Here is a 12,773-nt window from a genome sequence, read left to right on the forward strand (position 1 = left end):
GATGATTCTCTTGTACGTAAATGTAACCTCTCACCCATGCCTCGTATGACTTTCGATGATCAGGTAGCCGTCGTCACCGGTGCGGGCGGCGGCCTCGGCCGCTGTCACGCGCTCGAACTCGCCCGCCGTGGCGCCCGCGTCGTCGTCAACGATCTCGGCAGTGCCGTCGACGGGACGGGTGCTTCGATCTCGGCCGCCCAGGCGGTGGTCGACGAGATCACCGCCGCCGGTGGCACCGCGATCGCCAACGGCGACTCCGTCGCGACCGAGCAGGGTGGCGCCGCGATCGTCGCCGCGGCGATGGACGCCTTCGGCCGCCTCGACATCCTCGTCAACAACGCGGGCATCCTGCGTGACGCCGCATTCAAGAACATGACCGCAGAGCAGGTCGATGCCGTGATATCGGTGCACCTGGCCGGCGCCTTCAATGTGACCCGGGCCTCGTGGCCGATCATGCGCGAGCAGAACTACGGGCGCATCGTGCAGACCACCTCCGGCACCGGCTTGTTCGGCAACTTCGGACAGGCCAACTACGGCGCCGCGAAGATGGGCCTGGTCGGGATGATGCATGTGCTGGCCATCGAGGGGCAGCGGAACGGCATCGCCATCAACGCCGTCGCACCGATCGCACGCACCCGGATGACCGAGACGATCATGGGTGAAGCGGGCAAGGGGATGGATCCCGAGCTGGTCACACCGGTGGTCGTGTACCTGGCCCACCGCGACTGTGACCGCACGGCTCACATCTATTCGGTCGGCGCGGGCAAGGTGTCGCGGGTCTTCATCGGCGTCACCGCAGGCATCGAGAACAGCTCGCTGACAGCGGAATCCGTGGCCGAAGCGATCGATGAGATCGATGACACCGCGACATTCACCATCCGCGGCGGCCCGGACAAGGGCTGACTACCTCAGCGGCCCTGGAAGTTCGGTGCGCGACGCTCGGCGAACGACTGCAGGCCTTCCTGCAGGTCGGCGGTCCGCGACACCACCTCTTGCGCCCAGGCCTCCTGCTCGAAGGCACGGTCGCGCCCCGATTCCGACGACACGGCAAGCAGACGCTTGGTCAGTGCCAGCATCACGGTTGGTCCCGCCGCCAGGCGCCCAGCGATCTCGTCGGCGACCTCGTCGGTCTCGCCCGGTGCGACAACACGGTTGACCAGACCCAGTCGCTCGCAGGTCCTCGCATCCACGGGTTCTCCGAGCATCAGCAATTCGGTGGCCTTGCGCAGTCCCACGATTCTGGTGAGCAGGTGGATCGCGCCCGAATCCGGCAGGATGCCGCGGTGCACGAAGGCCTCGATGAGCTTGGCCTCCTCCGACATGACCACCAAATCGCAGGCGAGCACCAGGCTGGCGCCGGCGCCCGCCGCCGTACCCTTGACTGCGGCGACCACCGGCTTGTCACAATCCAGCACGGAGGCGACGAGTCGTTGCCAGCCTTTCTGCAGCATCCGGGCGATGTCACCGGGCCGCTTCTCGGCGGTCGGCTGTGACGACTGCGGCGCCAATCCGGCACCCGTGCAGAAGTGCCGATCCCCCGTCGCACGCAACAGCACAGCACGCACGGACGGGTCGTCATCGGCGTTCTCGAAGGCTTCCGCCAGAGCATCACGAGCCAACGGAGACAACGAGTTTCCCACACCTGGCCGGTCGATGGCGATCCGGCATACGCCGTCGGCGCCGATGGCGACATCAATGCCTGACTGATCCTCGGTCAACTCACTCACCCCTGCGTTAACGGCGTTTCCGTTTTTCGGGTATCTTAATTTCCGCTGGCGTCCCAGGGACGACATGGGCGGAAAAACTGAGGAGGTCGAGCGTGACCCGAACCTCTGCAGCAGGCCAGATCACCGATGAGGGCCTGGCGAGGTTGCGCGCCACCATCGGCATCGCCGTCCCGCACACCCAGCCGCCGCACTACCTGCGTCCCAACGAGGACACGTTCCGCCACGTGGCGGAAAGCTACGGCGACGCCAACCCGCTGTGGTGCGACGCTGAGTACGCGACCAAGTCGGTGTGGGGTGAGCCGATCGCCCCGCCAGCCCTCGTCGGCGGCGACACCCTGATCGGCGAGGACGAGGTCACCGAGCTGTCCGAGCAGGACCGCGCGGCGACCAAGGGCGATCCGCTGCGCGGTGTGCATGCCTTCTATGCCTCGTCGTCGCGCGAGTGGTGGGCACCGCTGCGCGCCAACCGCCGGGTGTTCCGCCGCAATGCGCTGGTCGCCGCGCTGGACAAGGGCAGCGATTTCGCCGGGCGAGCCGTGCACGAGTGGTCGGCGCAGGTGTTCCGCGACGACGCGGGCGCCATCCTCGGTGGCCAGTACCGCAACATGATCCGTACCGAACGCAGCAAGGCCAGGGGCCGTAAGAAGTACGAATCCGTCGACCTCAAGACCTGGACCGCCGAGGAGATCGACGAGATCGACGAGCGCTACGCCCGCGAGGCGCCACGCGGCGCCGAGCCGCGTTGGTGGGAGGACGTCACCGAGGGCGACCGGATCGGCCCGCTGACCAAAGGGCCCCTCACCGTCACCGACATCGTGTGCTGGCACGTCGGGATGGGCACCGGCATGTACGGGGTGCGGCCGCTGCGGTTGGCGTGGCGTAATCGCCAACGCATCCCGCGCTTCTACACACCCAACGAGCACGGTGTCCCAGACGTCCAGCAGCGTGTGCACTGGGAGCCGACAGCCGCCCGGAATGCCGGCAATCCGACGACGTTCGACTACGGCCGCATGCGCGAGACCTGGCTGATCCATCTGTGCACCGACTGGATGGGCGACGACTCCTGGCTGTGGAAGTTGGACTGTGAGTTCCGGCTCTTCAACTACGTCGGGGACCTGCACACCATCACCGGCGTCGTCACGCGCAAGTACCTCGCGGAAGGAGACCGACCGGCGGTCGACATCGACATCGCCGCCACCAACCACCGCGACGAAATCACCGCGCCGGGTCACGCCACGATCCTGCTGCCCAGCAGGGAGCACGGCCCCGTGCGTCTGCCCGACCCACCCGGTGGTGCGACGAACCTGTCCGATCTGCTGTCCGCCGTGTCGGACCGATTCGCTGAGCGGTGATGCCGACGTGACCTACGTGAGCGTGTCGGGACTTCGGGCTGAACAGTCGGGTCCGGTTCTGCGGCTCACTCTGGACAGGGCGGAGCGCCGCAACGCCGTCGACGACACGATGCTCGACGCCATGATCGAGGCCGTGTCCCGTTCGGGGACCGACGAATCGGTCCGCGTCATTCGTATCGACGCCGAAGGGCCGGACTTCTGCGCGGGATCCGACTTGATCGCGAACAATGCGCACTCCGACCGCAAACCCCGCGTGGGCAGCACACAGCGGCGGCTGCCGAACAAGGCGAACAGGCTCATCCCGCTGCTGCTCGAGACCCAGGTACCCATCGTCGCGGTGGTGCGCGGGTGGGCTGCCGGGCTCGGCTTCCACATCGCGATGGCTGCGGACTTCTGCGTGGCGGCCGAGGACGCGCGGTTCTGGGAACCGTTCATGGCGCGCGGCTTCACCCCCGACAGCGGTGCGGCCTGGCTGTTGCCCCGGCTTGTCGGGATGGTCCGCACCCGACGGTTGTTGATGCTCGGTGACGAGTTGTCGGGAACATTGGCCGCCGACTGGGAAGTCATCCACGCTGCCCACCCCGACAGCGAGCTTGATTCCGCCGCAGAGCAACTCGTCACCAGACTGGCCACGGCGCCGACGGTGGCGCTCGGCCTGACCAAGTGGCTGCTGCAGAGCGGCAACGGACTCGATCTGGACCGCCATCTGCAGAACGAGGCGATGGCTCTTGAACTATCCAGCCGCAGCGAGGATTTCAAGGAGGGCCTGGCGGCTTTTCGGGACAAGCGCGACGCAGAGTTCCAGGGCCGATGACAGCCGTACCGATAACAGCCGACTCGACAGCCGAAGACGCCGTCGAGGCGGTGCGGGCGTGGGTCGAGGTCGAGGTGCCTGCCGAGTGGCGCTCGGCCGCGGCCGACGGACCCGCCGCGCTCCGGTCCGTCCGCAGCCCTGCCGACTACCGCCGGTGGTATCCGACGTTCGCCTACTCCGGTCTGGTAGCCCCGACCTGGCTCCCCGAGCACGGCGGCCTCGGCGTCGGCAATGAGGTCGCCCGCGCGATCGAGGTCGTGCTTGCCCCGCTGCGCCTGTCACGGCTCAATCCGTTGGGACTCAACAACACTGCCGCGGCGCTGTTCAGCCATGGCACCGAGGAGCAACGGCGGCGCTTTCTGCCGCCGATCGTCCGCAACGAGGAGAAGTGGTGCCAGCTCTTCAGCGAGCCGGGCGCCGGCTCCGACCTGGCGTCGCTGGCCACCCGGGCCGTCCGCGACGGCGACGAATGGGTCATCACCGGGCAAAAGGTGTGGACGACGTGGGCCGACGAGGCCGACTTCGCGATCCTGCTGGCCCGCACCGACCCGGCGGCGCCGAAACACCAAGGCATCACGTATTTCCTGCTCGACATGCACGATCCCGGCGTACAGGTCCGCCCCCTTCGGCAGATCACCGGCGAGGCGGAGTTCAACGAGGTGTTCATCGACGGGGCACGCGTCCCCGACAGCCACCGCGTCGGGGACGTCAACGACGGCTGGCGAGTCAGCGCGTCGACGCTGTCCAGCGAACGACAGATGGTCTCCGGCTCAGGGTCCGGGGGGATGGGCCGGCTCGGTGGCTCCAGTGCCGAGCAGTTGATCACGCTGGCCCGACGAACCGGCCGGTGGGACGACCCGGTCGTCCGGAACAAGGTGATGCGACTGTGGGCGCAGGAGCAGATTCGCGGCTGGACCAATGCGCGCGTCCGCGCCGCGCTGTCGGCGGGCCAATCGCCGGGGCCGGCCTCGTCGATCGGCAAGGTTCACCAAGCCACCCTGAACCAGCAGATCCAGGACCTCATGGTCGACCTGCTCGGCACCGCGGCGGTGGCATGGCCGGTCACCGAGGACCCCGACATCCTGCCGCGCGAGGTGCAGGGCATGATGCGCAGCCTCGCCAACGGCACCGAAGGCGGCACCACCGACATCAACAAGAACATCCTCGGCGAGCGCGTCCTCGGGTTACCGAAGGAGCCAGACCCCTGGAAGGGGAAGCCCTGGAACGAGATTCCACGCTCATGACCGCCTACCAACGCTTGGTCGTCGACAAGGCCGACGGCATCGGCTGGCTGATCTTGAACCGGCCCGACGCCGGGAACGCCTTCGACGCGCTGATGCTCGACGAACTCGAAGCCGCCTGGGCCGATCTGGACGCCGACCCCGAGGTGCGCGTGATCGTCAACACCGCCGGCGGCACGGCGTTCTGCACGGGGATGGACGTGGTGCAGGTGGCCCGGGACAAGGCCGCCATGCGCCGCCATTCGCGCCGGACACGTGACGCCGAGTTGAAGATCTCGTCGTGGCACTGCGGCGTCTGGAAACCGGTGATCGCCGCGGTCAACGGAGTCTGCGCGGGCGGGGGCCTGCACCTGGTCGCCGACGCCGACATCGTCATCGCCGCCGAAGACGCATCGTTCGTCGACCCGCACGTATCGGTGGGACAGGCGGTTGCGTACGAGGCGATCACGTTGCTACGCAAGTCTGCGATGGAGGCGATACTGCGAATGACGTTGTCGGGCAGAGGCGAGCGGATCTCAGCACACCGGGCCTACGAACTGGGCATCGTGTCCGAGGTCGTGGCGGCAGATCAGTTGCGCAGTACCGCAGGCCGGTTGGCCGCCGCGATCGCCACCAACTCCCCCACCGCCATGCGGGTCACCAAGCAGGCGCTGTGGCGCTCGCTGGAGATGGGACTCAGCGACGCAAGAAGCGCTGCCGCCGAGGAGATCTGGCGGCTGCGCAACCATCCCGACCATGGTGAAGGCGTGCGTGCCTGGCGCGAGAAGCGCCCGGCACGGTGGCAGACCTTGGAGGTGTGATGACCTACCAGAGGCTCATCGTGGAGCGGCACGGCCCGGTGGGCTGGATCATCAACAACCGTCCTGACCGGCTCAACGCCTACGACGCCGTCATGCGCGAGGAGTTTCCCAGAGCCTGGGCTGATCTGGACTCCGATCCCGACGTCCGCGTCATCGTGCACACCGGCAACGGCAGGGCGTTTCAGGTCGGCGCGGACGTCGAGGAACTCGACGGCGAAGCGGTGCTGCAGTTCCAGGAAACGATGCGCACCCTGGACCTGAAGCTGACGGCCTGGCACTGCAACGTCGGCAAGCCGGTGATCACCGCGGTCAACGGGATCTGTGCGGGCGGCGGGCTGCATTGGGTTGCCGACGCCGATGTGGTCATCGCGTCGTCGAATGCCGGCTTTGTCGACCCGCACGTGTCCATCGGCCAGGTCAGCGCGTTGGAGACCATTGCGCTGATGCGCAAGATGCCCGCAGAGGCGGTGTTGCGGATGGCGCTTGTCGGCAGCCATGAACGGCTGAGCGCGCAACGCGCGTACGAGCTCGGCATGATCAGCCAGGTCGTCGATCCACCTGAGAAGCTCCGCGAGGTCGCCCAGGAACTGGCGGAGAAGATCGCGCGGAACTCCCCCGCCGCGATGCGCGCGACCAAACGGGCGCTGTGGGGCGCGCTCGAGTACGGACTGACCGACGCGTGCCGGGCCGGCGCCAAGCATCTGACCTCGATGTGGGGACACCCGGACCAGAATGAGGGACCGCTGGCCTTCGCCGACAAGCGGACGCCGAAATGGCAGCCACTGGAGCCGGACTCATGAGCCTCGCCGACCTGCTCGACGGCCTGCCCGCCACCGCCGTACACACCTTGACCGTCGATGTCGCACGCGACGAGCTGATCGCGGGTGCGCATACGTTGAGCGCGCTGCTCACCGACACCGGATTGGCGACCGGACAGGTGGTTGCGGCGATGCTGCCCAACGACGCCACCACGGTGGCCGCATTGTTCGGCACGTGGCGCGCCGGGGGCGTCTACACACCACTGAATCCCAGGGCCGCCGACGCGGAGGTCGCCTCTCAACTCGCGACGCTGCGACCCACCGCGGTGATCACGACAAGCGAACTGGCCGGCCGCTTCTCGTCATTCACCGGGCGTGTGATCACCGGCGCTGATCTGGCCTGGACATGCGCCGGCGAGGCCGACGCGCCTGCCGATCCGAGGCAATACGACGCCGACGTGGCCCTGCTCCAGTTCACCTCCGGGACGACGGGGCCGCCGAAACCGGTCCCGCTGCGCCACGCGACCGTGCTCGACCTGATCGACCGGCTGCTGGCCAAGCTGCGTGGTACCAGAAGCGGCGCAGCGACCGATCGAGCGCCGATGCCGAACCTGGTGCCGCTGTCCCTGTCGCTGTGGGCCGGGATCTATCAGGTGCTGTTCGCGTTCCGGGCGGGCTCCGGCGTGGTGCTCATGGACAAGTTCTCGCCCACCGACTTCGCCGCGCTGGTCAAGCGTCATCAGCTGCGTTCGACGGTGTTGCCGCCCGCGGCGCTGACCATGGTGCTGCACGACGAGTCGGTCACCGACCTGGCACCGTTGCGGATCGTGCGTTCGATCACGGCACCGCTGTCACCGGTGCAGGCGGCCCGGTTCCGCGACAAGTTCGGCGTCATCGTCCTGAACTCCTATGGCCAGACCGAACTCGGCGGCGAGGTCGTCGGGTGGTCGGCCGCCGATGCGCGCGAATGGGGGGAGACCAAACTCGGCTCGGTAGGGCGTCCGCTGCCGGGCATCGATGTCACGATCGTCGACGACGAGGTGATGGTGCGCACCCCGACGACAGCCGCCCGCAAGATCGACCCCGCATTTCTCGACCGGCTCACCGACGACGGCTGGTTCCACACCGGCGACCTCGGCTGGTTCGACGAGGACGGATTTCTGTGGCTCGACGGGCGCGTCTCGGACATGATCAACCGCGGCGGGCTCAAAGTCTTTCCCGGCACGGTCGAGGACGTGCTTCTCGCCGCCGACGGGGTGCGTGAGGCCGCGGTCGTCGGCGTTCCCGACGAACGCGTCGGTGAAGTACCGTGGGCCTTCGTCGCGCGTCACACCGATGACGTGTCCGAGGACGATCTGATCGGGTGGTGCCGGGAACGCCTGACCCCCTACCGTGTTCCAGTGCGCGTCGTTTTCGTAGAACGCTTGCCGCGCAACGACATCGGCAAGGTCGTGAAGCGTGACCTCGCCGCGATGGCCGACACGTGACCATCATCGTCGTCGACCCAGCTGAAACGCTCTTCGATGCACTTCGGCAGGTGTTCGGCAATGTCGTCGCCATCGACGCTCACGCCGCAGCCGACGACATCATGTGGGAGACGCTGGACGCCCTGAAGACGGCGCACTCCTCGATGGCATCGGGTGGTCGCGTTGTCGTCATCCTCCCGACCATCGGGATCGCGGGCGCAGCCGGTTTGGTGGACTACACCACCGCGGTCGAAGGCATCCGGGCGATGGCCAAATCGGCAGCTCGGCAGTGGGCGTCGGAACGAATCGGGGTCAACATGATCGCCGTTCCCCTGAAACTGTTCGCGGCTGATGGCGATACGTCCCACTTGACCGCCGCCGCGGTGCGAAACGACGAAGCGTTGATCGATTCCATCGTCGAGACCGCCGGGTTCCTTCTGCGCGACGACCTCACCGACCTGACGGGCGACACGGTCATCGTCGACGGTGGTTCGGTGATGCTGCCGTGAACCTCGATGGCCTCACCGCGCTAGTGACGGGCGCCGGCGGCGGAGTCGGTCGCGGTATCGCGCTGGCACTGGCCGCCGAGGGGGCCCACGTCATCGTCGCCACCCGCTCCGAGACCGGACAGGCGGTGGCGGACGAGATCGCCGCACGGGGTGCTCACGCGACCTGGGCGCGCTGCGATGTCACGGATCAGGCTGCGGTCGTCGCCGTCGCACTCGCCACCGCGACAACCGGGCGACTCGATGCCGTCGTGCACAACGCCACAAGCAATTCGTCGAGCCAACCGCATCGACTGGCTGACGTGGACCGCGCGCTGTGGGAGGACCATTTCTCGGTGTCGCTGGGCGGTGCTCACCACTGCGCGACCGCGGCGTTTCCGGCACTCAGCCAGCGCGGCGGCACCTTCCTCGTCATGACGTCGCCGGCCGGCATCGAAGGCAGCGCCACGCTGCCGCTGTACGCCACGATGAAGGGCGCGCTGCGTGGCTTCGCCAAGAGCCTGGCCAGGGAGTGGGCCCCGCATCGCATCACCGTGAACGTCGTGTCACCGCTGGCCTACTCGCCCGCGATGACGGCGGCCATCGCGGCAGAACCCGCGATGGAGGACAGGTTGTCGCGGCGGATCCCGCTGGGGCGGATCGGCGACCCGGAGCACGACATCGGCTCGGCGGTCGCCTTCCTTGTCGGGCCGTCAGCACGGTACGTCACCGGTCAGACGTTGGGGGTCGACGGCGGGCACTACACCAATCTTTGATGCCGACGCACTGCGTATACGACCGTTTGCTATCTTGAGAATTAACATTCTCACGCATGTTGGAGGCACAGGTGAGCGGTATGACGGCATACGAGGTCTGGGACGCCGACAATCATATGTACGAGACCATCGACGCGTACACGCGGTACCTGCCGGAGAAGTATTCCGAGGCGCTGAAGTTCGTCGACGTCAAAGGCCGCAAGAAGCTGCAGATTCTCGGAGTCGTCACCGAAACCATCCCCAATCCGACGTACGAGGTGATACCCACGCCCGGCGCCTGGTCCGACTACTTCCGAGGCATCAACCCCGAGGGCAAGACCCTGCGTGAGCTGGCCCAGCCGATCCGCTGCCCCGACGAGTTCCGCCGCCCCGATCTGCGCCTGGCGTTGATGGACCGCCAGGGCGTCGACGGTGCCGTGATGTTCCCGACGACGGCGGGCATGCTGGAGGAAAGGACCAAATCCGACACCGAGCTCACCCATGCCGTCACGCACGCGTTCAATCGCTGGCTGCTCGAGGACTGGACCTTCAACTACCAGAACCGGATCTTTCCCGTGCCCGCTATCTCGCTGAACGATCCCGCACTGGGCGTCCAGGAGCTCGACTGGTGCCTGGAGAACGGCGCGAGGACGGTGTTGATTCGGCCCGCGCCGGTGCCACGCGAGGACGGCACCTCTCGTTCAGCGGCGCTACCGGAATTCGACGAATTCTGGCGGCTGGTCGAGTCTTCAGGCATCTCAGTGCAGATGCACAACTCCGACTCGGGCTATGAGCGCTACGTCGACGACTGGGAGGACGCGGCCGAGTTCAACGGATTCGCGCTCAGCAAGCTGCGGGGTTTCATCTACGAGGAGAGTAGGAACATCTTCGACACCCTCGCCGCGTTCATCGCCCACGGGGTGTTCGAGCGCTTTCCCGGAGTGCGCATCGGGGTGGTCGAGAACGGCGGCTCGTGGGCGCACCGCCTACTGGACGTCTTCGACCGCGTGTACCGCAAGCGGCCATACGACTTCAGCGAGCATCCCAGTGAGGTCTTCCGCAGGCACGTCTGGATCAATCCGTTTCACGAGGAGGACATGTCGGTGCTCGTCGATCTCCTCGGCGCGGACCGTGTGATGTTCGGTTCGGACTACCCGCATCCCGAAGGTCTCGCCGAACCCGTGGACTTCGTCGAGGAGTTGAATGGTCTACCGGGTGACACCGCTGCGAAGGTGATGGGCGGGAACCTCAAGGAACTCATCGGTATCTGACGAAGAGGCGACGGTATGACGCTCGATCGCGTGGCTTTGCACAGGAGGCTTGCCCACGCCAAGTGGGAGGCGTACTCGAAGGTTACGGAGACGAACTTCGTCACCTACGGCGACGAGTGGATATATGCACCCGATGCCGTGATGATGTGCCCCCTTTTCAACGGTGGCGTTGCGCAGCAGATGGCCGACCTCTTTTCGGACGAGCTGGCCGCAGCCATCGCCGAACACGCCCCCGACGGTGACATGCTCACCCCGGAGTTTCGGATGTGGTGGAAGCACATGCCGGACTTCAGAAACGTCACACCGTTCGAATGCGATGTGTTCGACTGGGGCTTCGTGGCCCGCGACACCTACGCGGGAACTCTCGCCGACGGGACAGTGCTGGAACTGCGGGAGTGGGATTACATCTGGACCAACGAGGACGGGCATATCAACCGCTGGGACTGGTTCGTCGACTCTCGCCAGTGGTACCCGTTCCTGAAACTCATCGGCCTGGATCCCGCCGAACTCACATTTCAGGGGTACACGATCAACTTCCTGCGGCAAGGCGACGTCAGCCGGCCAGCAGGAGACCGGTGATCAGGCGCCGACGCCGCCCTCACGCAGGAAGTTGACGGTGTATTGCTGGCTCGTCAACCCCTTCGCTTCGAGCCCGACGAGCGAAACCAACTGCTCCCACTTGTCATGGTCCACAAACCAGTCCCACCGCGTGACGTGGCCGCTCTCGTTGGTCCAGATGTAGTCCCACTCTCGTAGTTCCAACACCGTTCCGTCGGCGAGCGTCCCCGCGTAGGTGTCACAGGACGTGAAACCCCAATCTCCAGCGACGCATTCGAACGGACTGACGAGGCGGTAGTCCGGCATATGCTTCCACCACATACGCCACTCCGCGGTGAGCATGTCACCGTCCGGCGCATACTCGGCCATCGCCGCGGCTACTTCATCGGAGAACATTTCGCGTGCCGTCTGGGGGACGCCGTTGTTGAAATGCGGGCTCATCATGACGTAGTCAGGTGCGAAGATGAACTTGTCGCCGAACGTGACGTGGCGCCCTCGGTCAATGGGTTTCGCGTAACCCTCCCACTTCTCGAAGGCGATCTTTTCGTTCAAGGCAACACGATCCTGGGTCATGTCGTCTTCCTCTCGACTAGGTCAGCTCGACGAACTTCTTCAGGTAAGTCCACGCGATTCCGGGCGGCATTCCGCCGCACAGCGGGTTGATATTGAACACCTCACCAGCAGCAAGGCGCTTACGTGCTTCGTCGACGGGCAGTATCACGTGAGACGTCGATCTGTGCCGCAGTTCATCGACAGTCGTGGCGGTGGTGATATTGGCTGAAACGGTGTTGTCGGGATTCCATTCCGAGTAGGCCATCGCGTCGTGCAGCAGATACTTGCCGATCTCGTCCCACGCCGCATCGAGATCCTCAGCCACGAAGCAGTTGGTTGCAGCGTCGCGCTCGGGGATCAACATGAAGCCGGGTTCAAAACCGTTGTCGCGGCACGCCTTTTCATACGCTTCTTGCATGCCGGGAACGCCTCCGTTCGCCAGCAGTCCCAGGCCGTTTCGTCCTGCGCGACGCGCGGCGGCGAGGCTTGCGCCGCCCCAACTCATCATCGGGCCTTCTGGTGTGCGAGGACGGGGCGTGACCTTCATCCGCCGACCGTCGTGCACCACCTCCTCGCCGGCGAGTAGCCGACGCAACAGGCCGAGCTTCTCATCGGCCAGGCGGCCGCGATCGGAGAGGGAGAGGCCAAAGTGGGCGTATTCCTCGGCCCGGTAACCGATCCCGAAGACGTAGGTAGCCCGCCCGGAGCTGATGTGGTCCAGGACCGCCATGTCCTCCGCCAGACGGGCAGGATCGTAGAAGGGCAGGAGGATCACCAGGTTCAGCATCAATTTACTGGTACGCGCGGCAATCGCCGCGCCCAGCAGTAGTGGCGACGGGAGATAACCGTCGTCAGCGCAATGATGTTCGCATAGCACCGCGGCAACGCATCCGCGGCTTTCGGCCCACGCCGACATCTCGCAAGCCGCCCCGTACAGCTCAGTGGGTGGTGCACCGATGGACGGTGCTCGCATGTCGAATCGGAGGGTGAACAT

The 12,773-nt window shown here is 66.1% G+C and carries 14 protein-coding genes; 11 read left to right on the forward strand and 3 right to left on the reverse strand.

Going from position 1 to position 12,773, the window contains the following annotated elements; genetic code table 11:
- Positions 1-36: 36 nt before the first annotated feature.
- Positions 37-903, forward strand: a complete 867-nt coding sequence (locus tag K3G64_RS07470; RefSeq protein WP_238890094.1) for an SDR family NAD(P)-dependent oxidoreductase — start codon at positions 37-39, stop codon at positions 901-903.
- Positions 904-908: 5 nt separating this feature from the next.
- On the opposite strand, the gene K3G64_RS07475 is transcribed toward K3G64_RS07470, so the two are convergent.
- Positions 909-1,718, reverse strand: a complete 810-nt coding sequence (locus K3G64_RS07475; RefSeq protein WP_370647173.1) for an enoyl-CoA hydratase/isomerase family protein — start codon at positions 1,716-1,718, stop codon at positions 909-911.
- A 101-nt stretch (positions 1,719-1,819) separates the two neighbouring features.
- Here K3G64_RS07475 and K3G64_RS07480 point away from each other — a divergent pair, with 101 nt between their 5' ends.
- From K3G64_RS07480 to K3G64_RS07525, 10 genes are read left to right on the forward strand one after another with little or no spacing between them, the layout of a single operon-like run.
- Positions 1,820-3,079 (forward strand): hypothetical protein, encoded by a 1,260-nt coding sequence (locus K3G64_RS07480; RefSeq protein WP_238890098.1) that lies wholly within the window; start codon positions 1,820-1,822, stop codon positions 3,077-3,079.
- 7 nt (positions 3,080-3,086) lie between these two features.
- Positions 3,087-3,893, forward strand: a complete 807-nt coding sequence (locus K3G64_RS07485) for an enoyl-CoA hydratase/isomerase family protein (protein WP_238890100.1) — start codon at positions 3,087-3,089, stop codon at positions 3,891-3,893.
- Positions 3,890-5,137 (forward strand): acyl-CoA dehydrogenase family protein, encoded by a 1,248-nt coding sequence (locus tag K3G64_RS07490; RefSeq protein WP_238890102.1) that lies wholly within the window; start codon positions 3,890-3,892, stop codon positions 5,135-5,137. Before K3G64_RS07485 ends, K3G64_RS07490 begins: the two co-directional genes overlap by 4 nt.
- Positions 5,134-5,934 carry an enoyl-CoA hydratase/isomerase family protein gene (locus tag K3G64_RS07495; protein ID WP_238890104.1) on the forward strand — a complete coding sequence of 267 codons (801 nt, stop codon included), beginning with the start codon at positions 5,134-5,136 and terminating at the stop codon, positions 5,932-5,934. Before K3G64_RS07490 ends, K3G64_RS07495 begins: the two co-directional genes overlap by 4 nt.
- A complete protein-coding gene (locus K3G64_RS07500) occupies positions 5,934-6,734 on the forward strand; it encodes an enoyl-CoA hydratase/isomerase family protein (protein ID WP_238890106.1) in 801 nt (266 codons plus the stop codon). The genes K3G64_RS07495 and K3G64_RS07500 overlap by 1 nt, the downstream gene beginning before the upstream one ends.
- Positions 6,731-8,179, forward strand: coding sequence for a class I adenylate-forming enzyme family protein (locus K3G64_RS07505; RefSeq protein ID WP_238950483.1), 1,449 nt, complete (start codon positions 6,731-6,733; stop codon positions 8,177-8,179). Before K3G64_RS07500 ends, K3G64_RS07505 begins: the two co-directional genes overlap by 4 nt.
- Complete coding sequence (locus K3G64_RS07510) at positions 8,176-8,667, forward strand: SDR family oxidoreductase (protein WP_238890108.1); 492 nt, start codon at positions 8,176-8,178, stop codon at positions 8,665-8,667. Before K3G64_RS07505 ends, K3G64_RS07510 begins: the two co-directional genes overlap by 4 nt.
- On the forward strand, positions 8,664-9,419 hold the full coding sequence (locus K3G64_RS07515; RefSeq protein ID WP_238890110.1) for an SDR family NAD(P)-dependent oxidoreductase: 756 nt from the start codon (positions 8,664-8,666) through the stop codon (positions 9,417-9,419). Before K3G64_RS07510 ends, K3G64_RS07515 begins: the two co-directional genes overlap by 4 nt.
- Positions 9,420-9,475: 56 nt before the next feature.
- Positions 9,476-10,669, forward strand: a complete 1,194-nt coding sequence (locus K3G64_RS07520; protein ID WP_370647120.1) for an amidohydrolase family protein — start codon at positions 9,476-9,478, stop codon at positions 10,667-10,669.
- A gap of 30 nt (positions 10,670-10,699) precedes the next feature.
- Positions 10,700-11,248, forward strand: a complete 549-nt coding sequence (locus K3G64_RS07525) for a hypothetical protein (protein ID WP_238890112.1) — start codon at positions 10,700-10,702, stop codon at positions 11,246-11,248.
- Here K3G64_RS07525 and K3G64_RS07530 read toward each other — a convergent pair whose 3' ends face one another.
- Both K3G64_RS07530 and K3G64_RS07535 read right to left on the reverse strand, forming a co-directional pair.
- Positions 11,249-11,800, reverse strand: coding sequence for a hypothetical protein (locus K3G64_RS07530; RefSeq protein ID WP_238890113.1), 552 nt, complete (start codon positions 11,798-11,800; stop codon positions 11,249-11,251).
- A gap of 16 nt (positions 11,801-11,816) precedes the next feature.
- Positions 11,817-12,773 carry an LLM class flavin-dependent oxidoreductase gene (locus tag K3G64_RS07535; RefSeq protein ID WP_238890114.1) on the reverse strand — a complete coding sequence of 319 codons (957 nt, stop codon included), beginning with the start codon at positions 12,771-12,773 and terminating at the stop codon, positions 11,817-11,819.

Source organism: Mycobacterium sp. IDR2000157661, from assembly GCF_022317005.1.
Classification (GTDB): domain Bacteria; phylum Actinomycetota; class Actinomycetes; order Mycobacteriales; family Mycobacteriaceae; genus Mycobacterium.

What these genes read in the sequence shown, in the direction of transcription:
- K3G64_RS07490 (WP_238890102.1), top strand. Translation starts at nt 3,890, where the DNA reads ATGACAGCCGTACCGATAACAGCCGACTCGACAGCCGAAGACGCCGTC.
- K3G64_RS07470 (WP_238890094.1), top strand. Translation starts at nt 37, where the DNA reads ATGCCTCGTATGACTTTCGATGATCAGGTAGCCGTCGTCACCGGTGCG.
- K3G64_RS07530 (WP_238890113.1), bottom strand. Translation starts at nt 11,800, where the DNA reads ATGACCCAGGATCGTGTTGCCTTGAACGAAAAGATCGCCTTCGAGAAG.
- K3G64_RS07520 (WP_370647120.1), top strand. Translation starts at nt 9,476, where the DNA reads ATGTTGGAGGCACAGGTGAGCGGTATGACGGCATACGAGGTCTGGGAC.
- K3G64_RS07535 (WP_238890114.1), bottom strand. Translation starts at nt 12,773, where the DNA reads ATGTTCACCCTCCGATTCGACATGCGAGCACCGTCCATCGGTGCACCA.
- K3G64_RS07500 (WP_238890106.1), top strand. Translation starts at nt 5,934, where the DNA reads ATGACCTACCAGAGGCTCATCGTGGAGCGGCACGGCCCGGTGGGCTGG.
- K3G64_RS07505 (WP_238950483.1), top strand. Translation starts at nt 6,731, where the DNA reads ATGAGCCTCGCCGACCTGCTCGACGGCCTGCCCGCCACCGCCGTACAC.
- K3G64_RS07495 (WP_238890104.1), top strand. Translation starts at nt 5,134, where the DNA reads ATGACCGCCTACCAACGCTTGGTCGTCGACAAGGCCGACGGCATCGGC.